18 protein-coding genes are annotated in these 18570 nt (G+C 60.3%); 8 read left to right on the top strand and 10 right to left on the bottom strand.

Features of this window, described 5'->3' with window-relative positions; genetic code table 11:
• The first annotated feature begins 55 nt into the window (after positions 1 to 55).
• From IM317_RS20655 to nudI, 6 genes are all read left to right on the top strand, one after another.
• Entirely contained in the window at positions 56 to 1459 is a 1404-nt protein-coding gene (locus IM317_RS20655; protein ID WP_033146336.1) for a TolC family outer membrane protein, read from the top strand.
• Positions 1456 to 3654: a type I secretion system permease/ATPase gene (locus IM317_RS20650; protein WP_033146337.1), complete on the top strand. Its 2199-nt coding sequence runs from the start codon at positions 1456 to 1458 to the stop codon at positions 3652 to 3654. Before IM317_RS20655 ends, IM317_RS20650 begins: the two co-directional genes overlap by 4 nt.
• 10 nt (positions 3655 to 3664) lie before the next feature.
• Entirely contained in the window at positions 3665 to 4834 is a 1170-nt protein-coding gene (locus tag IM317_RS20645; RefSeq protein WP_086374946.1) for an HlyD family efflux transporter periplasmic adaptor subunit, read from the top strand.
• A gap of 253 nt (positions 4835 to 5087) precedes the next feature.
• Positions 5088 to 5387 (top strand): type II toxin-antitoxin system RelE/ParE family toxin, encoded by a 300-nt coding sequence (locus tag IM317_RS20640; RefSeq protein ID WP_033146338.1) that lies wholly within the window; start codon positions 5088 to 5090, stop codon positions 5385 to 5387.
• A 10-nt stretch (positions 5388 to 5397) separates the two neighbouring features.
• Positions 5398 to 5745: a HigA family addiction module antitoxin gene (locus tag IM317_RS20635; protein WP_033146339.1), complete on the top strand. Its 348-nt coding sequence runs from the start codon at positions 5398 to 5400 to the stop codon at positions 5743 to 5745.
• Positions 5746 to 5789: 44 nt separating this feature from the next.
• On the top strand, positions 5790 to 6215 hold the full coding sequence (gene nudI, locus IM317_RS20630; protein WP_033146340.1) for a nucleoside triphosphatase NudI: 426 nt from the start codon (positions 5790 to 5792) through the stop codon (positions 6213 to 6215).
• Here the strand turns inward: nudI and IM317_RS20625 are convergent.
• Positions 6187 to 6918 carry an AraC family transcriptional regulator gene (locus tag IM317_RS20625; protein ID WP_033146341.1) on the bottom strand — a complete coding sequence of 244 codons (732 nt, stop codon included), beginning with the start codon at positions 6916 to 6918 and terminating at the stop codon, positions 6187 to 6189. The two genes, nudI and IM317_RS20625, sit on opposite strands and share 29 nt — an antisense overlap.
• A 97-nt stretch (positions 6919 to 7015) precedes the next feature.
• Here IM317_RS20625 and IM317_RS20620 point away from each other — a divergent pair, with 97 nt between their 5' ends.
• On the top strand, positions 7016 to 7435 hold the full coding sequence (locus tag IM317_RS20620; RefSeq protein ID WP_033146342.1) for a nuclear transport factor 2 family protein: 420 nt from the start codon (positions 7016 to 7018) through the stop codon (positions 7433 to 7435).
• 2 nt (positions 7436 to 7437) lie between these two features.
• On the opposite strand, the gene IM317_RS20615 is transcribed toward IM317_RS20620, so the two are convergent.
• The 3 genes from IM317_RS20615 to IM317_RS20605 form a co-directional block, all read right to left on the bottom strand.
• Complete coding sequence (locus IM317_RS20615) at positions 7438 to 7956, bottom strand: DUF6622 family protein (protein WP_033146343.1); 519 nt, start codon at positions 7954 to 7956, stop codon at positions 7438 to 7440.
• Positions 7957 to 8040: 84 nt separating this feature from the next.
• Positions 8041 to 9222 (bottom strand): PLP-dependent aminotransferase family protein, encoded by a 1182-nt coding sequence (locus IM317_RS20610; RefSeq protein WP_033146344.1) that lies wholly within the window; start codon positions 9220 to 9222, stop codon positions 8041 to 8043.
• A 19-nt stretch (positions 9223 to 9241) separates the two neighbouring features.
• Positions 9242 to 10129, bottom strand: coding sequence for a LysR family transcriptional regulator (locus tag IM317_RS20605; protein ID WP_033146345.1), 888 nt, complete (start codon positions 10127 to 10129; stop codon positions 9242 to 9244).
• A 97-nt stretch (positions 10130 to 10226) separates the two neighbouring features.
• On the opposite strand from IM317_RS20605, the gene IM317_RS20600 reads away from it, so the two are divergent.
• A complete protein-coding gene (locus tag IM317_RS20600) occupies positions 10227 to 10829 on the top strand; it encodes a short chain dehydrogenase (protein WP_023308908.1) in 603 nt (200 codons plus the stop codon).
• On the opposite strand, the gene IM317_RS20595 is transcribed toward IM317_RS20600, so the two are convergent.
• The 6 genes from IM317_RS20595 to fdrA form a co-directional block, all read right to left on the bottom strand.
• Positions 10823 to 11557 (bottom strand): bifunctional 2-polyprenyl-6-hydroxyphenol methylase/3-demethylubiquinol 3-O-methyltransferase UbiG, encoded by a 735-nt coding sequence (locus IM317_RS20595; RefSeq protein WP_033146346.1) that lies wholly within the window; start codon positions 11555 to 11557, stop codon positions 10823 to 10825. The two genes, IM317_RS20600 and IM317_RS20595, sit on opposite strands and share 7 nt — an antisense overlap.
• Before the next feature lie 99 nt (positions 11558 to 11656).
• On the bottom strand, positions 11657 to 13036 hold the full coding sequence (locus IM317_RS20590; protein ID WP_033146347.1) for an amidohydrolase family protein: 1380 nt from the start codon (positions 13034 to 13036) through the stop codon (positions 11657 to 11659).
• Between the two features lies 1 nt (position 13037).
• Positions 13038 to 13994 carry a carbamate kinase family protein gene (locus tag IM317_RS20585; protein ID WP_033146348.1) on the bottom strand — a complete coding sequence of 319 codons (957 nt, stop codon included), beginning with the start codon at positions 13992 to 13994 and terminating at the stop codon, positions 13038 to 13040.
• Positions 13991 to 15571: a hypothetical protein gene (locus tag IM317_RS20580; RefSeq protein ID WP_033146349.1), complete on the bottom strand. Its 1581-nt coding sequence runs from the start codon at positions 15569 to 15571 to the stop codon at positions 13991 to 13993. The genes IM317_RS20585 and IM317_RS20580 overlap by 4 nt, the downstream gene beginning before the upstream one ends.
• An 11-nt stretch (positions 15572 to 15582) precedes the next feature.
• On the bottom strand, positions 15583 to 16998 hold the full coding sequence (locus tag IM317_RS20575) for a DUF1116 domain-containing protein (RefSeq protein WP_033146350.1): 1416 nt from the start codon (positions 16996 to 16998) through the stop codon (positions 15583 to 15585).
• Complete coding sequence (gene fdrA, locus IM317_RS20570) at positions 16998 to 18539, bottom strand: acyl-CoA synthetase FdrA (RefSeq protein ID WP_033146351.1); 1542 nt, start codon at positions 18537 to 18539, stop codon at positions 16998 to 17000. The genes IM317_RS20575 and fdrA overlap by 1 nt, the downstream gene beginning before the upstream one ends.
• Positions 18540 to 18570: the final 31 nt, after the last annotated feature.

Genomic DNA, 18570 nt, shown 5'->3' with positions numbered 1-18570 from the left:
CGCACAGCGCCCGGGCATAAATAATAAAGCCGTATTTTTTTAATAGGGACATGACATGGGAATGAAGATGCCTCACTGGTGGCTCTCGTGCTGCCTGATATCTGTGCCCGCTCTTTGCGCGAACCCGGCGGCAATCATCAATACCGGACAGCTTCGCGAAACGCAGGAACTCCCCTCGCTCAATTGCCGCGTCGCACCTGCGGCTGGCAAAGCCGCACCCGGTTCATTGCAGCTTGGCGATGCCGTCAATCGCGCCGTCACCTGGCACCCGGCCATCAGCGAAGCCGTGGGGAAACTCTACCAGCAGAGCGAAGAGGTGGACGTCGCTAAATCAAAATACTATCCGCAGATTAATGCCGGCGTGGACAACGGTTATTCCCACGACGGCGACCAGAACGGCTTTACGCCGTCGCTGGTGCTTTCTCTCTCACAGATGCTCTACGACTTTGGCAAAGTGGACAGCCAGGTGCGGGCCGAGAGCGCGGGCGTTGCCCAGCAGCAGGCCAACGTGCTGGTGAGTATCGACACCATCGCTCACGATACCGCCATCGCCATGGTGCAGGTGCAAACCTGGCAGCAGATGGTCGAGACCGCTAAAGAGCAGCTCGACGCCCTCTCCTCGATTGGCTCTCTGACCCGCCAGCGTAACGACGAAGGGGCCACGTCGCTTTCTGACGTGGTGCAGACCGATGCGCGCATTGAAGGCGCGCGCGCCCAGCTGATGCAGTACCAGGCCAGCCTGGACAGCGCCCGCGCCACGCTGATGAGCTTTCTCGGCTGGAACAGCCTGAACGCAATCAGCAATGACTTTCCGCAAAAGCTGGGCCGGAGCTGCGACATTGCCGAGCCGGATGACCGTCTGGTGCCCGCGGTGCTTGCCGCCTGGGCGCAGGCTAACGTCGCCCAGGCTAACCTCGACTACGCCGACGCGCAGATGACGCCAACCGTCTCGCTGGAGCCGGAGGTGCGTCACTACATGAACGATCGCTACGCGGGGAGCGAAACCCGCGATCGCACCCAGTATTCCGCATGGGTGAAAGTGCAGATGCCGCTCTACCAGGGCGGCGGCCTCACCGCCCGGCGTAACGCTGCAGGACACGCGGTGGAGGCGGCGCAGTCCACCGTTCAGCGTACGCGCCTTGATGTCCGCCAGAAGCTGCTGGAAGCCCGCAGCCAGGTGATGAGCCTGCAAAGCACGCTGCAAATCCAGGGCCGCCAGGAAGCCCTCAGCGCCCGCACCCGCGAACTGTACCAGCAGCAGTATCTCGATCTCGGCTCGCGCCCGCTCCTCGACGTGCTCAACGCCGAGCAGGAGGTCTACCAGGCGCGCTTCACCCAGCAGCAGACCCTCGGTCAGCTGCACCAGCTGCAGCTCAACTGCCTGTATAACACCGGGCAGCTGCGTCATGCGTTCGATCTTGATAACCGCACCATCCAGACCGTGGAGATCCAGCCATGAAGCAACGCGAAATCCCGCAGGGCGAAACGATGACGGATGAGGCGCTGGCGCAGTGGGCGCAGGCCTTCGGTTTTGTCGCCACGCGCTACCGCGTCGCCTGCTCCCCCGGCGCGCTGATCGCAGGCGCGCCGTGGCTGAAAGGCAAACCGATGGTTCCCGCCCTCACCCAGCTGGCCCGCGAAGCGGGGCTGTCGTTTCAGCTTCTTACCAACGATCGGCAGGCGATCAACAGCTGGCGTCTGCCGGTGGTGGTGGCGATGAATGACGGCAGGATCGGCGTGATCGAGCATTTCGACGGGGACGATACGCTGGAGGTCAGCTTTTTCGACGATGAGACCTACACCAACCGGCTGTCGATGACGGCGATGCTGCCCGCTATCCGCCACGTCATTGCCCTGCGTCCACTCGCCGCGCTGAAGGACAGCCGCGTGGATGCCTATATCTCAAAATACCGCCCGGACTGGCTCTACCGGCTGGTGATGCGCGACCTGCGCCCCTACAGCTGGGTCATGCTGGCCGCCCTCTTTATCAACGTGCTGTCGCTATCCGGGATCGTCTTTTCCATGCAGGTGTACGACCGGGTGATCCCCGCGCAGTCCTACCCGACGCTTTACGTCCTGACCATCGGGGTGCTGATTGCCACCCTGTTTGGCTTTGTGCTGCGCGTGGCGCGCGGGCACATTATGGATCTGCTCGGCAAGCGCTCGGACATGCGCGTTTCGGATCGCGTCTTCGGCCACGCGCTGCGGCTGCGCAACAGCGCGATCCCCCGCTCCACCGGCAGCTTTATCTCTCAGCTGCGCGAGCTGGAGCAGATCCGCGAGATGGTGACCTCGTCCACCATTTCGACCATTGTCGACCTGCCGTTCTTTCTCCTGTTCGTGGTGGTGCTGGCGATCATCGCCCCGCAGCTGGCGTGGATCGCCCCGGTCGCGGCGGTGATCATGGTCCTGCCCGGCCTGCTGCTGCAGAAGAAGCTGGCGGAGCTGGCAAAGCAGTCGGCTCATGAATCGACCCTGCGCAACGCGGTGCTGGTGGAGAGCGTGCAGGGGCTGGAAGACATCAAGCTGATGCAGGCGGAAAACCGCTTTTTGCAGCAGTGGAACAGCTATATCCAGATCACCGCAGAATCCGGCCTGCGCACCCGCGAGCTGACGCAGAACCTGATTAGCTGGGGGATGACCATTCAGAGCCTGGTCTACGCCGGGGTGATTGTGGTCGGCGCCCCGATGGTGATCGACGGCACCCTGACCACCGGTTCGGTGGTCGCCGCGTCGATGCTGGCCTCCCGCATGATCGCCCCGATGGCGACGCTGTGCGGCGTGCTGGCGCGCTGGCAGCAGGTCAAAGCGGCAAAAGAAGGGCTGGACAGCATCATGCAGCTTCCCACCGAAAATCAGCGCGAGGAGACGCCGATCCGCCAGGACGTGCTGCGCGGTCATTACCTCTTCGAGCAGGCGCAGTTCCGCTACCAGCCGGACGATCCGCGCATGGCGCTGCGCATTAACCGGCTGGAGATCAGACCGGGTGAGAAAGTGGCGATCCTCGGGCGCAACGGCGCGGGCAAATCGACCCTGCTGCAGGCCATGGCGGGCGGAATGGATCTGGCGGCCGGCGAGCTGCGGCTTGATAACTTCAGCCTGCCGCATCTCGACGTCGCCGACGTCCGGCGCAACGTCGGCTTTATGACCCAGAACGCCCGGCTGTTTTACGGCACCCTGCGCGAAAACATCACCCTCGGCATGCCGCGCGCCACCGACGAAGAGATTTTCGAGGCGCTGGAGCTGACCGGCGCGGCAGGCTTCGTGCAGAAGCTGCCCAAGGGGCTGGACTACCCGATCATGGAAAACGGCGTGGGGTTATCCGGCGGGCAACGCCAGTCGATTCTGCTGGCGCGGATGCTGCTGCGCGATCCGAATATTGTGCTGATGGATGAACCCACCGCGTCGCTGGACGAGCACACCGAGCGGGAATTCATCCAGCGTCTGGGCGACTGGCTCGGGCATCGCACCCTGATTGTCGCCACGCATCGCGTACCGGTGCTGGAACTGGTGGAGCGCGTCGTGGTGTTGAAAGAGGGGATGCTGGTGATGGACGCGCCAAAAGCCCAGGCGCTGAACAACAGCCGTATGCAGCAGCAACAGCAGCAGGCAGCAACCGGACGGGAGTGGAAAAATGAAAATCAGTCAGCGTGACGTGGCGGCAATGGACGATCTGGATAACGCCCTCGACTCCGAAAGCGGCTATACCGGCGCGCGTCGGATCGTGATCTTCTCGCTGCTGATGTTTGTGGTGCTGGGCGTCTGGGCGTGGTTTGGCGTGCTGGATGAGGTATCAACCGGCTCGGGTAAAGTGATCCCCAGCTCGCGCGAGCAGGTCTTACAGTCTCTCGACGGCGGGATCCTCACCGAGCTGAACGTCCACGAGGGCGATCAGGTGCAGGCCGGACAGGTGCTGGCGCGGCTCGATCCGACGCGTTCCGAATCGAACGTAGGCGAAAGCGCGGCGCGCTACCGGGCTTCACTGGCCTCCAGCGCCCGACTGTACGCCGAGGTGAACGATCTCCCGCTGAAGTTCCCCCCTTCGCTGGCAAAGTGGCCGGATCTGATTGCTGACGAAACGCGACTCTACAACTCCCGCCGCGCGCAGCTGGAGGACACCCAGCGGGAGCTGCGCGCCGCGTTAGATCTCGCCAACAAGGAGCTGGCCATCACCCAGCGGCTGGTCAAAACCGGCGCCGCCAGCCACGTGGAGGTGCTGCGCCTGCAGCGGCAGAAAAGCGATCTGGAGCTGAAGCTCACCGACGTACGCTCGCAGTATTACGTTCAGGCGCGCGAGGCGTTATCCAAGGCCAACGCAGAGGTGGATATGGTTTCGGCGATCCTCAAAGGCCGCCAGGATTCCGTCACCCGTCTGACGGTAAAATCCCCGGTGCGCGGGATCGTGAAAAACATCAAGGTCACCACCATCGGCGGCGTGATCCCGCCCAACGGCGAGCTGATGGAGATTGTGCCGGTGGACGATCACCTGCTGATCGAAACCCGCCTGTCGCCGCGCGATATCGCCTTTATCCACCCGAACCAGGAGGCGCTGGTTAAAATCACCGCCTACGATTACGCCATTTACGGCGGCCTGCACGGGGTCGTCGAAACGATCTCTCCGGACACCATCCAGGACGAGGCCAAGCCGGAAGTGTTCTATTACCGGGTGTTTATCCGCACCAGCCAGGATTACCTGGTGAATAAGGCGGGCAGGCACTTCTCGATTGTGCCGGGGATGATTGCGACGGTGGACATTAAGACCGGCGAGAAAACGGTGCTGGATTATCTGATCAAGCCGTTTAACAGGGCGAAAGAGGCGCTGAGGGAGCGGTAGTCAATCGCCGGGTGGCGGCTCCGCCTTACCCGGCCTACATACCCGGAGGCCCTTGCAAGCGCAGCGCCGCCGGGCATTTAACCGCACGTCAGAACTGGAACCTACCTCGGAGTATTCATCTTTAGCCATACATCCCACTTCCCTTCAGCCATCGCCCAGGTAATATTAACCGCAGACAAAAAAACGCACTTGCGCACAGTGCGGGAGTGCATTACTATTCAATCAGCTTCAAGGACTGGAGCTCAGCACCATTATGATTAGTTATTTTCGGGATCAATGGCTTGAGGATTTTTTTCTTTACGGCAGATCGAGCAATGTTATTCCTGCAAATCTGGAAACAGCGCTTGCGAGAAAGCTCGATATCATCAGGGCAGCAACCTCGCACAGGGATTTGCGATCGCCACCGGGCAATATGTATGAAGCATTGAATCCTCCGCTGAAGGGATATTCCTCAATCCGGGTAAACAGGCAATACAGGCTCGTATTTCGCTGGACAGAGGGTAAAGCAGAAGATCTCTACCTCTCTCCACACAAGTACACGCAACACAAGTGAGGCATCACCTATGACACTTCAACAGGCACTCCGCAAACCCACCACGCCGGGCGACGTGTTGCAGTATGAGTATCTTGAACCGCTCAATCTGAAAATCAGCGATCTGGCGGAGATGCTCAATGTTCACCGCAACACCATCAGCGCGCTGGTCAATAATAATCGCAAGCTGACTGCCGATATGGCGATCAAACTGGCAAAAGCCTTTGATACCACGATTGAATTTTGGCTTAACTTACAGCTGAACGTCGATATCTGGGAAGCGCAATCCAACCCCAGGACGCAGGAGGAGCTAAGCCGTATAAAGACCGTTGCGGACGTCATGGCTAAGCGAAAATCTGGCCAGCCGGATGTAGCCTGATTCGGTAAACACTTCACCTATCAATACTTTTTCAGGAAGAAATCATGCGCCAACGAACCATTGTCTGCCCCATCATCCAGAATGACGGTGCCTACCTCCTGTGTAAAATGGCCGACGATCGCGGCGTGTTCCCCGGCCAGTGGGCTCTCTCCGGCGGTGGAATGGAGCCGGGCGAAACCATGGAACAGGCGTTGCGCCGTGAGATCCGCGAAGAGCTGGGCGAAGCGCTGGAGATTGTCTCGGTTACGCCATGGGCTTTTCGCGATGACATCAGGGTGAAAACCTACGCCGATGGCACTACAGAGGAGATTTACATGATCTATCTGATCTTCGACTGCATCAGCGCCAACCGGGAAGTCACGTTTAATGAAGAGTTTCAGGAGATCGCCTGGGTTAATCCGGAATCGTTAAAAGAGCTGGATCTCAACGCAGCCACGCGCATTACCTTCGCCCAAAAGGGCCTTCTTTAATCGCCCACTGCCCCGGCGTTTTACCGGTCCATGCTCTGAAAACCTCAATAAATGCGCTGACGCTGCTGTAGCCGCAGGACAGCGCAATCCACCCTACCGGCTTCCCCGCCGCCAGCCACTCCATTGCCCGCATGACGCGAGCCAGCTGCCGCCAGTTAACAAAGTTCATTCCGGTCTGGGCGCTAAACCGACGGTTGAAGGTACGCACGCTCATCCCAGCATGAATAGCATGGCTCTCGACCGTCTGGTTATCATCGACAAACTGCAGCAAATGGCTGACCACGTTCTTCAGACGCGGATCCGTCGGCACGGGCAGAGAAAAGCGAGCCTGGGGCGTCAGGGCAAGCTCATCCAGCAGCAAAGTAAGCTTTCGCGGATCGTACTCGCTCTCTGCATCGCATAAACGGGAAAACAGTGCATGGGTGAGATCGTCGGGCTCGAACAGCGCGGGCGCATCGGGAAGCATTGCGCACCCGGCGGGGTCAAGAAAGATAGCGCAGCCTTCTACCGCACTTTCGGAAAAAGCGGCGTGCTGCCGATCCGGAGGGATCCAGCCGATGTGTTTTGCCGGTACGACCGATCGCGCCTGCTGCGTCTCAATGACCAGCAGCCCCGTTGCAATGCGCCACAGCTGGCCGGTGCGATGACTGTGCCAGGGCGTTCGGTACCCGCCTGGATGAAGGAGCGTTTCAACACTGACCATATCATTTTGACCGAAAATCGTTATTCTTCGGCGTATTAGAGAAACTGCGACTTCGGCTGTCAAGGATAATGGTGATTCAACCACATAAGGAGCCCGCATGAGCATTATCACGTCCCTGATATCCCACGCCGACAACGCCGCGCAGCGCGAAAAGATGGCCTGCCTGTTAACCCGCTTATTCAACGGCGATATCGATCCGGCAGAGGTATTTACGCCCGATTACCAGCAGTTTACGGACGGTCACGCGCTTGACTACCGGGGTTTTGTCCAGCATCTGAGCCACGTCAGCTCACAGATCCGCGCAATCGCCTTTACCGTGGTGGAGATAGCCTGTCATGACGAACTTCTGGCTGACCGGCATATCGTGACGGTCACGTATCCTGATGGTCGTCAGGCAGAGATCGAGGTTTACCTGTTTGCCGCGCTGCGTGAAGGGAAAATCTGGCGGATCCATGAAGTCACGCGAGCACTCAGCGGCGATGCTGCAGATCGCACGCTGGCACACGCGACAGAATAACCTTACTCCGCCGGGCGCGGTGCGGCACTGTTATACACCCCAACGTAACGCGCAAATTTCCCGAGAAACACGCCGGCAAACACGCCGCCGGAGACGATCGCCAGCGCGCTCATGGCGGGCTGCTGCATCGTCTGGGGAGAGACCGCGCTCATCACGCCCAGCACATACTTCACGCCGAACGCCAGCATCATAAACGGCAGCGCGGTGTAGTCTGCCTGGCGGTAAAGGCTGCGCGGCGCATCTGCGCGGGTGATAACCGCCTGCTTAATCAGGATATACCCCAGCGCGGCCCCGGCGAGGATCCCCGCCGTCCACAATGCGACAGTCCCGGGCGTCAGCGTGCGGTAGATCACCAGATCGTAGATATCCCAGATTAGAAATATTGCCGGAATGATGGCAAGCCTCTCCAGCGTAACGGTGGCAGGCCTGCGGGCTTTAATGCCGCGAGAGATAAGGAAGATAAACAGCACCCACACCCAGGCAGGCGTGTGCGTAACGACACCGAACAGAAATTCAAACATGGAGATCTCCATGGACGATTGCGGCCCGTGCCGCCTGAACGCGTATTGCGCATAACGGCAGGAAAACCATTATGCGCAGGTCTTTTACAGCGATTTTTTCAGGCGTTGAACCGCTTCCTTCAGCTCTTCATCCGTTGGCGTGACAAACGACATACGCAGCGTTGAATGGTCTGGCTCATTGCAGTAGAAAAATTCGCCCGGCACAAATACTACGCCGTTACTTAACGTTTTTTCCAGCCAGCGGGTGGTATTACTACCATTTTTCATATTCGCCCACAGGAACATGCCGCCCTTCGGCTTGTGGAACGACATCATATCGCCCAGCTCGGCCTCCAGCTCGGTTGCGAACGTCTGGTATTTCTGGCGATAGGCTTCGCGGATCGTTTTAATCTGGTCGGGCAGGCGACCGGTTTTCAGGTATTCATACGTCATCAGCTGCGACAGCGTGCTGGTGTGCAGGTCGGTGGTTTGCTTAAGGTTTACTACTGCGCGCTTCAGCCATTCCGGCACCAGCACCCAGCCCACGCGGGTTCCTGGAGCAAGAATTTTGGAGAAGGTTGAGGTATACACCACGTTCTCTTCGTTGCCGATATCTTTGGCATGGGCAATTAACGGGCGGAAAACTTCATCGGTATAATTAATTTCGCTGTACGGATCGTCTTCAATAATGACGAAATCATAGCGCTTCGATAATTCCACCAGCTGTTTGCGACGCGCCTCAGAAAGGGTTACCCCGCCAGGGTTGCCAAACGTCGGAACAATATAGACCGCTTTGATGGTTTTATTTGCCGCCAGCACTTCAAGCTCGTCGACCTTCATGCCGTCGCCATCGGTGCCAACGGATTCAAAATTAGCCTGCGCCAGGCCAAATACCTGCAGCGCAGCAAGATAGGTTGGACGCTCAACCACAACGGTATCGCCCGGGTTAATTAATGCACGCGCCAGCACGTCGAGGGACTGCTGTGAACCGGAGGTCACGACCACATCATCTGCCTTGCAGCGGATCCCGCGCCCTTCACAGATGCGCTGAATTTCTTCCCGCAGCCCCGGTACGCCTTCGGTCAGACCGTACTGAAAGGCCTCCCCAAAATGCTGTGATAATACGGCATCAGCGGCAATTTTCAGCCCTTCGTGATCGAACAAAGCCGGGTTAGGAATACCCCCACCCAGCGAAATGACGCCGGCCATTTTGCTATGTTTTAATAATTCACGGATGGCAGATGATTGCAGGCCCTGCGCGCTGCTGGCGAGTTTATTCACAGACATTCTTTGCATACCTTCTTTTTTATAGTGTGCCCAATCTTAGCAGAATATGGGCGATAAATTCCGTTAGCTTAGGGAGAGGTCGTAAATCCTGACGCCACAGCAAATGCACGGGTCTCGGCGCCGGAATATACGCCTCCAGCACCCGCACCAGCCTGCCGCTTTCCAGATCTTCCGCCACCAGCACTTCCGGCTGTAGCAGCAGTCCCGCCCCGGCTCTCGCGGCCATCCGCAGCCCGTAGCCGTCGTTGCATCTTAAGACCGCGTCCCGCTTCCAGCGCACTTCGCCCTCAACGCCCGGCAGCCGCCACTCGTTGCGCGCGGTCCACACGCTGTGGGACAGGCAGAGATGATCCACCAGATCGGCAGGGGTTTGCGGCGTACCGTAGCGCGCAAGATAGTCCGGCGCGGCGCAGATCACCATCCGGTAAGGGCAGAGGTATTTCGCCACCAGATCGTCGTTGTGAATGTCGCCAATGCGAATGGCAAGATCGATACCCTCCTCCACCAGATCCACCATCCGGTTGGTGAGATCCAGCTCGATGCGCACCTCCGGGTAGCGTTGTAAAAAAGAGGCCGTAAGCGGCGCGATCGCGCTGCCGCCAAACGAGGTGGGCGCCGTCACGCGCAGGGTGCCGGACGGCGCGGCGCGCAGGCGTTCCACGGCGCTTTCGGCGATCGCGACCTGCTCCAGCACCCGCTTCGCCTCGTCGAAATAGACCCGCCCGGCGTCGGTCAGGCTCTGGCGCCGCGTGTTACGCTCCAGCAGGCGGGTACCGAGCTGTGATTCCAGCAGCGCAACGTATTTCCCCACCATTACCGCCGACATCTCCAGCCGTGCCGCCGCGCCGGTAAAGCTGCCGCTTTCAACCACGGCAATAAAGGTCTCCATGCTGCGAAGCTTATCCATATTCCAAACTCCTGGTTAGCAATCTTCTAACTTTAGCCCAGTTTATCTCCATTTTTATTTATTAAAGAATGGAGGCTCACAACATAAGGAGTCAGCTATGAAAATCGTCATTATTGGTGCCAGCGGTACGGTCGGTCGTGCGGTAACGGAAGAGCTGAGTCGTCGCCACGAGGTCATCCGCGTCGGCCGCACGCAGGGCGACGAGCAGGTGGATATCACCTCGCAGGCGAGCGTCCAGGCGCTGTTTGAGAAAATCGGCCCGGTGGATGCGATTGTCTCCGCCAGCGGTGGCCTTTACTTTGGCCCGCTCGCGACCATGAAGGACAGCGACTTCAACCAGGGCCTGCAGGACAAGCTGCTCGGGCAGGTGCGCCTGGCGCTGACCGGCCAGCATTATCTGAACGAGGGCGGCTCGATTACGCTGATAAGCGGCATCGTGGCGCACGAGCCAATTGCCCAGGGCGTGAATGCCACCACGGTGAATGCGGCGCTGGAAGGGTTTGTCCGCGCCGCAGCCTGCGAGCTGCCGCGCGGGATCCGCATCAACCTGATTAGCCCGACGGTACTCACCGAATCCGTCGAAACCTACGACGGCTTCTTCCCGGGCTTTGAGAGCGTTCCCGCCGCGACCGTGGCGCAGGCCTATCGCCGCAGCGTGGAAGGCGTGCAGAGCGGGCGGGTGTATAAGGTGGGTTATTGAGCCTTACGGGCGGCGATCAGCACCAGCATCGGGCGCTCCGCCTCTTCGGCCAGCGCGGGCCAGGCGTCAATCTGCGCCTGCGCTGGCCCCCACTCGTTGACGTCGTTTATCGTTAATCCGGCCCCGATCAGCGCGTTAAGCGTGGTGCCGAGCGTGCGGTGGTATTTAACCACCCCGTCCGCCAGCCAGTTGCTGACGCGTTTGCCTTCATCCTGATAATGGTTCACGCCCCAGAACCGCTCGCCGCTATCGTCGGTCAGCCAGCCCTGACGGGTGGCGCAGGTGTAGATCGGGTGCTCCATCGAAAAGACCAGGCTGCCGCCAGGCTTGAGCGCGCGCTGAACCCTGGCGAATAGCGTATCCAGTTCCGGCAGGTAGTGCAGCGCCAGCGAGCTGTAGACCAGATCGAGGCTGTTCTCGTTAAGCTTAAGAGATTCCAGATCGCTACGCTGATAGTGAATCTGTGGGTCAGCGGTAAGCTCCGCCGCGCGGGCGAGCATCTTTTCTGAGATATCGAACCCCGTGACGTCAGCAGCGCCCAGCTCGCGCGCCGCGCGGCAGAACCAGCCGTAGCCGCAGCCGAGATCGACAACCGATTTGCCGGTTAAATCCGGCAGCATACTTTTTAGTGCGGGCCACTCCGGCGCGCCGTCCAGACCCTGCACCGAGCGTGGAAGCAGGGCGTAGCCTTCAAAAAACGCCGGATTGTCGTAGATATTTTGTGCCATGGCAGATCCCTCTTTAAGAATGTGCCTCCCAGTATAAAGCATTGCATGCGGCCTGATGCCTTCATCCCCCTCTCCCACAGGGAGAGGGAGAAATGCACGTCAACCCAGCGAGCCCCAGACAAGGTTGCCCTTATGGAACGTCGCGGTGCGAGGTGAAATGCGCGCCACGGCCTCGGCGGAGCAGGAAGCATCCACCAGCACAAAGCTGGCGTCGTCCTGCGCTTTCGGCCACACGCGCTCGCCTTTGTCGTTCAGCGGCAGCACGTCGCCGGTGGCAATACCGAGCGCGCGCGAGAGCGTCTGCTCGTTCGGGCGGATGTAGAGCTGAGCGTAAAGATTCGCCTTCTCCAGCATGTCCCCCAGACCGTATGGCGACCAGTGATCGATCACGCTGTCGGTCCCCGTCATCACGAACACGCCCTTCTCGCGCAGCTGCTTCAGCGGCATATGCAGGGTGCCAATCGGCACCGTGGAGGCGATGGTCACCCGCTGCGCCGCCATGCGGGTGGCGATCTCATCTACCTGCTGCTCGTTGAGCGTCGCCAGCGCGAAGGCGTGGCTGATGGTCAGCTTGCCCTTCAGCTCCGGCGTTTTCTCCACGGTTTCCACCATATAGTTCACCGCCGCCACGCCCGCCGGGCTGGTTTCGTGCAGGTGGATATCCACCCCTTTGTCGTAGTCCAGCGCAATCTGGAACATGGTGTCGAGGGATTTCTCCATCGCGCCGTCGACGTTGGTAGGATCCAGCCCGCCCACGTAGTGCGCCCCGGCCTGCATCGCCTCGCGCATCAGCTTTTCGGAGTTTGACAGCAGCAGCCCGTGCTGCGGAAAAGCGACGATTTCGCAGTCAAAGCCGGGCTTACGGCGCGATAAAACCGCCTGCAGGTTTTCCAGATTCTTCAGGCCGGAGGTCGGCTCGATATTGCAGTGGCTGCGGGCGATGGTGGAGCCTTTCGACTGGATCAGATCGATCAGCTTTTCCGCGCGCTCCTGGGTGTAGGGCTGTAGCTCCGGCAGCAGCTTCTGCTCAAGGCGGATCATGTCCTGAATCGTGGTGCCCGCGGGGCGGTTCAGGGAGCGCCACGGACCGCCGTAAAAGGTTTTATCCAGGTGAATGTGCATGTCGCGCATCGCCGGGAGCATCAGCTTGCCGCCCGCATCGTAGTGCGGCAGCGTGGCGTCGGCGTGGCGCTTGTTATCGCGCAGGGCGACGATCTTCCCGCCGTTAATTTCCAGCGTTTTCAGCTCGGTGCGGGTGCTCGTCGCCACGCCGCCGTCGACGTTGAACCCGGCCTCCAGCAGCACGTTGTCCAGATAGTAATGTTTCGCGGTGATGCTCATCGGTTTGCCCGTCTCGCAGGTTGGCTTCGCGGAGTCAGCAGCATACGCGACGGATCCGGTGGCGCCAAACAGCGCGCAGGCGGTGACCATTTTGCCGCTCTGGCTGATAAATTCGCGGCGGCTTTTGTTTTCACTCATCTTATCTTCCTTCATTAACAATATGGGTGCCGGTTTCCCCGCGCAGCGCCGCGGGCAGGCTGTCCGGCGAGGTGATAATCACGCGCCTGCCGCCGTGGTGTAAAAATTCCAGCGAGGCGACGATTTTGGGGAGCATGCTGCCCGCCGGGAAGTGGCCCTCATCCCTGTAGCGCGTCATCTGCGCCACGCTGACGGTGTCCAGCGCCTGCTGGTTCGGCTTGCCGAAGTTGATGCACACCTTCTCCACGCCGGTGGTGATCGCCAGCACGTCGGCACCGATCTCCCGCGCCAGCAGCGCGGTAGAGAGATCTTTATCAATCACCGCATCGACGCTCTGGTAGTCGCCCTGCTCGCTGCGAATCACGGGTATTCCGCCGCCGCCCGCGCCGATCACCACAAAGCCTTTTTGCGTCAGCGTTTTGATGGCGTCGGCCTCAACGATGCGCAGCGGCTGCGGTGAAGCCACCACGCGACGGTAGCCACGGCCTGAATCCTCGACAAAATGCCAGTCCGGGTGTGCCTGCTGCAGCTCGTCGCGCTGCGCCTCGGTGAAGAACGCACCGATAGGTTTGGTAGGGTGAGTAAAGCCCGGATCGTTTTTATCCACCTCTACCTGCGTGACGACCGTGACCGCTTTTTGCTCCCCGCGCGCGGCCAGGCGATTGTTGAGCGCCTGCTGGATCAGGTAGCCAATCCCGCCCTGGGTGTCCGCCACGCAGTTTGCCAGCGGGGTTAGCGGCAGCCCTTCCCGCTCGTGGGCGATTTCGGCGCGGCGCAGATCCAGCCCCACCTGGGGGCCGTTGCCGTGGGTGAGCACGATGTCATAGTCGGATGCCAGCATTTCCAGCACCGACTCTGCCACCGCTTTCACCGCCTGCGCCTGGTGTTCAATCGACTGGCTGGCGTTGTCTTTGATAATGCTGTTGCCGCCGATGGCGACGACCATAAGCTCTTTCATTTTGTGTCCTTTAGAAGGTGCGTTCTGGTGCCCTCACCCCGGCCCTCTCCCACAGGGAGAGGGGGAGTAACAGAGATATCCAGCACATGCTTCACCACAAACATGCCGCCCATCATCAGATACGCGGTGACGAACATCAGCGAACTGCCCTCGGCAAAGCCCACCACCGGGGCGTGGATCACCCCAAACAGCGCCAGCAGCGCCCCGACGGCGGCCGCAACGGCTCCGCGCAGCGGCTTGTTGATGATGGCGAAAATGGCGATACAGCCCCACAGCATGCTGGCGAGCGGCGCGCCGTTGCCGAGATGCACCAGGCCTTCGTAGTAAATTCCTTTGCTGTGCAGCACGTCGGTGCCGATCTTCGCCGCGCTGGTGCCCGCCGCCCCCATCACGCTGTTCATCATCGTCAGCGCCCAGTTGGCGATCCACGGGAACAGGCAGATGAAGATCACCGGCACCTCCACTTTGGGCGTTTCCCTCACCACCTGGTTGGCGGTGACGACGCCGATAAACACCAGAATCGGCACGATGGCGGTCATCGGAATGATGGCGAGCATAAACGCCCCCAGCCCGAACAGCGGCACGATGAACATGGTCACGCCGGAGGCCAGCGTATAGCCGATGCTCGCGCCCATCGCTTTCCAGCCAGGATGGCCGACGTAGACCGTCACCGGGAACGGGTTCCCCATCAGGCAGCCGAGCATCGACGCCAGACCGTTCGCCAGCATCACCTTACGCGTCGGGTACGCATCTCCCGCCGCGTGGGCGCTTTCGATGTTCTCCAGGTCAAAGATGTAGTTCGCCAGCCCCAGCGGCACGGCAGATGCCAGATACGGCAGCGCGTGCGGCAGGCCCTGCATGAAGCTGTTCACGTGCACTTCCGGCGGGTTAAAGCCGAAGGATGACATGGACGCTTTAATCGCTTCCGGGCTTTGCAGGCCGGAGATCCACGCCAGTGCCGTACCGGCAATCAACAGCAGCAGACCGGTCGGGATACGGGCGAAAATCGGCTTTTTACCGAACCAGTTGATGAAGATCAGCAGCAGCACGATAAACGACACGGTCGGCGCTTCGAACGCCTGCAGCATCGGGTTCATCGCCAGCAGCAGCAGGCCCAAACCGGAGAGGCAGGACAGCAGCACGGTACGCGGGATCATCTTGCGGATGGTTTCCCCCAGGAACGAACCGCCCGCGAGGATCATCGCCTCCACGAAGCACCACACCAGGCCAATCTGGATCGCGAAGTCCGCATCGCCGGTCTGCTGATAAACCGGCATCAGGACCAGGAAGGTCACGGTAAAAATCGACGGCGCGCTCGGGCCGGACGGCAGCGCGGTCACGTCCGTTCGTCCGGTGGCGCGCGCCATCTGCATGCCGAACCAGGCGTAGCAAATACTCGCGACCAGCACCGCCAGCCCGAAGGCCGGCGCGATGCGTCCATAAACAATCTCCTTCGGGATGCCGACGACAAAAATGAGCAGCCCCATCATGGTCAGCAAATTGGTCAGGTTATTGGTCATCAACCCGAAATACGCCGCCCAGTCACCTCTTTTCCACTCCAGCTTCATGTTTTTCATGGATGCATGCCTTATAAAAAGTAGCGATCGCGGAAGGTCAACAGCGCCTTTTCAAAACAGCTAAACGGCGGGTGAACGATGCCAGCTCCAATCATGCCGATGCCCGCGTCTTTATGGGCAATGGCGGTGTTAATCACCGGCAGAATGCCGCTGCCCGCGACTTTGGTGATGTCGATAGCGGTCGGAATGCCCATAAACGAGAGCAGCGGAATGGTGACGTTCGGGTTTTCGCCGAGGGTGATTTCGCGCATCTGACGGGAGAAGTCGATGGCTTCCTCCACCGTGCCGCCCACCAGCGCAACGATTGCCGGGGCCGTCGCCATCGCAAAGCCGCCAATGCCGTAGGTTTCGGTGATGGCGCTGTCGCCGATGTCCAGCCCGGAGTCTTCCGGCTTATAGCCCGCAAACATCGGGCCAATTACCTGCTGCGCCGGGCCGGTGAACCACTGCCCCGGCAGGCCGGAAACGCGCAGGCCGAACTCATAGCCGTTACGCGCCATGGTGGTGACGACGGTGCTGTACTCAATGCCGTGAGCGGCGTCCAGCGCGGCCTTACACATCGCCATCCACGTCGGGCCGGAGAAGTAGTCGCTGCTGGCGACAAACTCGAACACCTCGCGCTGCTGCTCCACCGGGTAGCCCGCCTGGATCAGCCCCGGCGTCAGCGCCTGGATCAGCAGCGTGGTGCCCGCGTTGTTGCGGTTGTGGCACTCGTCACCCATGTGCAGCGCCTGGGCCAGCATCAGGCGTAGGTCGATTTCGCCGACGATCTTCATCGCGTCGCGCAGCATCGGGCCGAGCACGTCGCGCATCCAGTTCAGGCGGTCGATCACGCTCTGGTCGTTGGCGCCCATGCGCAGGATCTTCGCCATCTGCTCGCTGAGGTTGGTGAACGCGCGGTTGCCGTAGGTTTTGTTCTCCACGATGTGCATAAACATCGACGCGGAGGTGACGCCCGCCATCGAGCCCACGCAGTCGTGCTCGTGGCACGGCGAGAAGGTAATTTCTCCCGAGGCGGCGAGCCTTGCCGCGTCGTCCAGATCTTTCGCCAGCCCTTCAAACACCAGCGCCCCGGTGACCGCGCCCTTCATCGCTCCGCACATGTTCTCCCAGGCGACAGGCGGACCGGCGTGCAGAATGGTGGTGCGGGTCATGCCCGGCACCACGTTAATGGCCTGGTCATAGCCCACCAGCACCGGATGAGACTGAATAATGCGCTCAAGGGCGATGCGGTTAGCGGCGGCGATTTTCTCCGCCAGCGGTTTTTCCGCCAGTTGGTCGAGCGCTTCAACGACCTGCATATTGCCCCGCCCCGGCGGCGTCCAGTCGAGCTGGGTGACGGGAACGTGCTGCTTTTTTAGATCGTCGCTGAACATTGCAATGCCGACGTTAATCACGTTCAGCGGCTGGTTGAATAAGGTCGTCATTATGCTTTCTCCCCTTTGCAGACAAATTCGCGTGCCAGTAATCCGGTGTTGGTGCTGCTGCTGGCCCAGATGACGCCTGCGTCGGTCAGCAGCTGGCACTGCTGCGCCAGCGACTGCGGATCCTGGTCGGTGCCGAGCACGTAGCCGAGAATTTCCAGCGGACGGTTATCGGCCCTCGCGATGGCCTGCGCCTCTTTAATGGCGTCGATCATCACGCCGACCGGATCCTCGTGCGCGCCGAAGCCCAGCACGAAGTCCATCACAATTACCCCGACTTCCGGGTCGCGGGCTTCCTGCAGCAGGCGGCTGATGCGGTTGGTCGGGTCGATCATCGGGTGCGGCTTGCCGTTGGTGAAATCGTCGTCGCCAAAGTCGAGGAAGGTATGGGCTTTACTGACGCTTATGTCGCTCAGGCGCTTAGCCGGATCCGGCTGGATGTTGCTGTAGACGTCGTCGAATTTCGCAAGCGCGGCAAACATCGCCTCGTCGCACAGGGTGCCGCCGCAGAACAGGCCGCGAATGTACTTCTGCTGCGGAGTCAGGCGGGCGCGCACCTCTTCAATCAACGGCCAGTTGAGCGGATGCAGATCGAGGGACTCTTTATTGATGCCGGTGAGCAGGACCGCCTTCAGGGCCGCCTCTTTGGTGCCGCGCGCAAACTGCAGGCCGTCTTCATCGGCGGGCGGTTCGCTGCGGCCGAGGAAGCAAACAACCACCGGCTTGCGGCAGGCGCGCGCGCGGGCCAGCACTTTTTCCGCTACGGCTGGCGCTGGCGGCTTGGAGATCAGCACGATAACCTGGGTGCCCTCGTCGGCTTCCAGCATGTCGATGGCGTCGAGCATCATCAGGCCGCCGATTTTCTCGCTGAGATCGCGTCCGCCGGTACCGATCAGCTGCGACACGCCGCCGCCGAATTCGTGAATGCGCACGCTCAGCTCCTGGCTGCCGGTGCCGGAGGCGCCGACGATGCCAATCGGTCCGCGGCGCACCGCGTTGGCGAAGCACAATCCCGCGCCGTTGATGATGGCGGTGCCGCAGTCCGGCCCCATCATCAGCAGCCCTTTCTTATGCGCCAGCTGCTTCAGCGCCAGCTCGTCGTCGAGCGACACGTTATCGGAAAACAGCATCACGTTGAGATCGTTTTCCAGCGCCTGGCGCGCTTCGCGGGCGGCGAAGGTACCGTTGACGGAAATCACCGCGAGGTTGCTCTCCGGGCGATGGGTTTTGGCGCTGGCAATCGTAGCGTAGCGCGCTTCATGGGGGCCGCCGCTCTCTTTACGCGTGAACAGCGCTTCGATGGCCGCCAGGGTTTCATCATTCGCCGCGTCGCCTTTAATTACGATCATCAGGTCGCCGTTTTTGGCTTCCGCTAATTCCGGCGTTAATAGCCCGAGGTTTTTTAATACGCCTTTGTTCATTTCCGTCGCCATCGCGACAAACGCCTGCTCGACGCCCGGTAATTTATTGGCTTTGGTGGAAACGGACATTAATGAGACGGAGTCAAAATATGTGTTCTTTTTTATGACGATTTTTGTGGGCATTATTTTCTCCTGAACGCGGATAAAAGGGGGC

Origin of the sequence: Enterobacter cloacae complex sp. S3, from assembly GCF_014930495.1 — a bacterium.
Classification (GTDB): Bacteria; Pseudomonadota; Gammaproteobacteria; order Enterobacterales; family Enterobacteriaceae; genus Enterobacter; species Enterobacter asburiae_B.
Note: the sequence above shows the minus strand (reverse complement) of the source record. Positions and strands in the feature narration are given on the sequence as shown.

Coding starts and splice junctions, on each gene's coding strand:
- IM317_RS20655 (WP_033146336.1), top strand. CDS start 56: ATGGGAATGAAGATGCCTCACTGGTGGCTCTCGTGCTGCCTGATATCT.
- IM317_RS20650 (WP_033146337.1), top strand. CDS start 1,456: ATGAAGCAACGCGAAATCCCGCAGGGCGAAACGATGACGGATGAGGCG.
- IM317_RS20645 (WP_086374946.1), top strand. CDS start 3,665: ATGGACGATCTGGATAACGCCCTCGACTCCGAAAGCGGCTATACCGGC.
- IM317_RS20640 (WP_033146338.1), top strand. CDS start 5,088: ATGATTAGTTATTTTCGGGATCAATGGCTTGAGGATTTTTTTCTTTAC.
- IM317_RS20635 (WP_033146339.1), top strand. CDS start 5,398: ATGACACTTCAACAGGCACTCCGCAAACCCACCACGCCGGGCGACGTG.
- nudI (WP_033146340.1), top strand. CDS start 5,790: ATGCGCCAACGAACCATTGTCTGCCCCATCATCCAGAATGACGGTGCC.
- IM317_RS20625 (WP_033146341.1), bottom strand. CDS start 6,918: ATGGTCAGTGTTGAAACGCTCCTTCATCCAGGCGGGTACCGAACGCCC.
- IM317_RS20620 (WP_033146342.1), top strand. CDS start 7,016: ATGAGCATTATCACGTCCCTGATATCCCACGCCGACAACGCCGCGCAG.
- IM317_RS20615 (WP_033146343.1), bottom strand. CDS start 7,956: ATGTTTGAATTTCTGTTCGGTGTCGTTACGCACACGCCTGCCTGGGTG.
- IM317_RS20610 (WP_033146344.1), bottom strand. CDS start 9,222: ATGTCTGTGAATAAACTCGCCAGCAGCGCGCAGGGCCTGCAATCATCT.
- IM317_RS20605 (WP_033146345.1), bottom strand. CDS start 10,129: ATGGATAAGCTTCGCAGCATGGAGACCTTTATTGCCGTGGTTGAAAGC.
- IM317_RS20600 (WP_023308908.1), top strand. CDS start 10,227: ATGAAAATCGTCATTATTGGTGCCAGCGGTACGGTCGGTCGTGCGGTA.
- IM317_RS20595 (WP_033146346.1), bottom strand. CDS start 11,557: ATGGCACAAAATATCTACGACAATCCGGCGTTTTTTGAAGGCTACGCC.
- IM317_RS20590 (WP_033146347.1), bottom strand. CDS start 13,036: ATGAGTGAAAACAAAAGCCGCCGCGAATTTATCAGCCAGAGCGGCAAA.
- IM317_RS20585 (WP_033146348.1), bottom strand. CDS start 13,994: ATGAAAGAGCTTATGGTCGTCGCCATCGGCGGCAACAGCATTATCAAA.
- IM317_RS20580 (WP_033146349.1), bottom strand. CDS start 15,571: ATGAAAAACATGAAGCTGGAGTGGAAAAGAGGTGACTGGGCGGCGTAT.
- IM317_RS20575 (WP_033146350.1), bottom strand. CDS start 16,998: ATGACGACCTTATTCAACCAGCCGCTGAACGTGATTAACGTCGGCATT.
- fdrA (WP_033146351.1), bottom strand. CDS start 18,539: ATGCCCACAAAAATCGTCATAAAAAAGAACACATATTTTGACTCCGTC.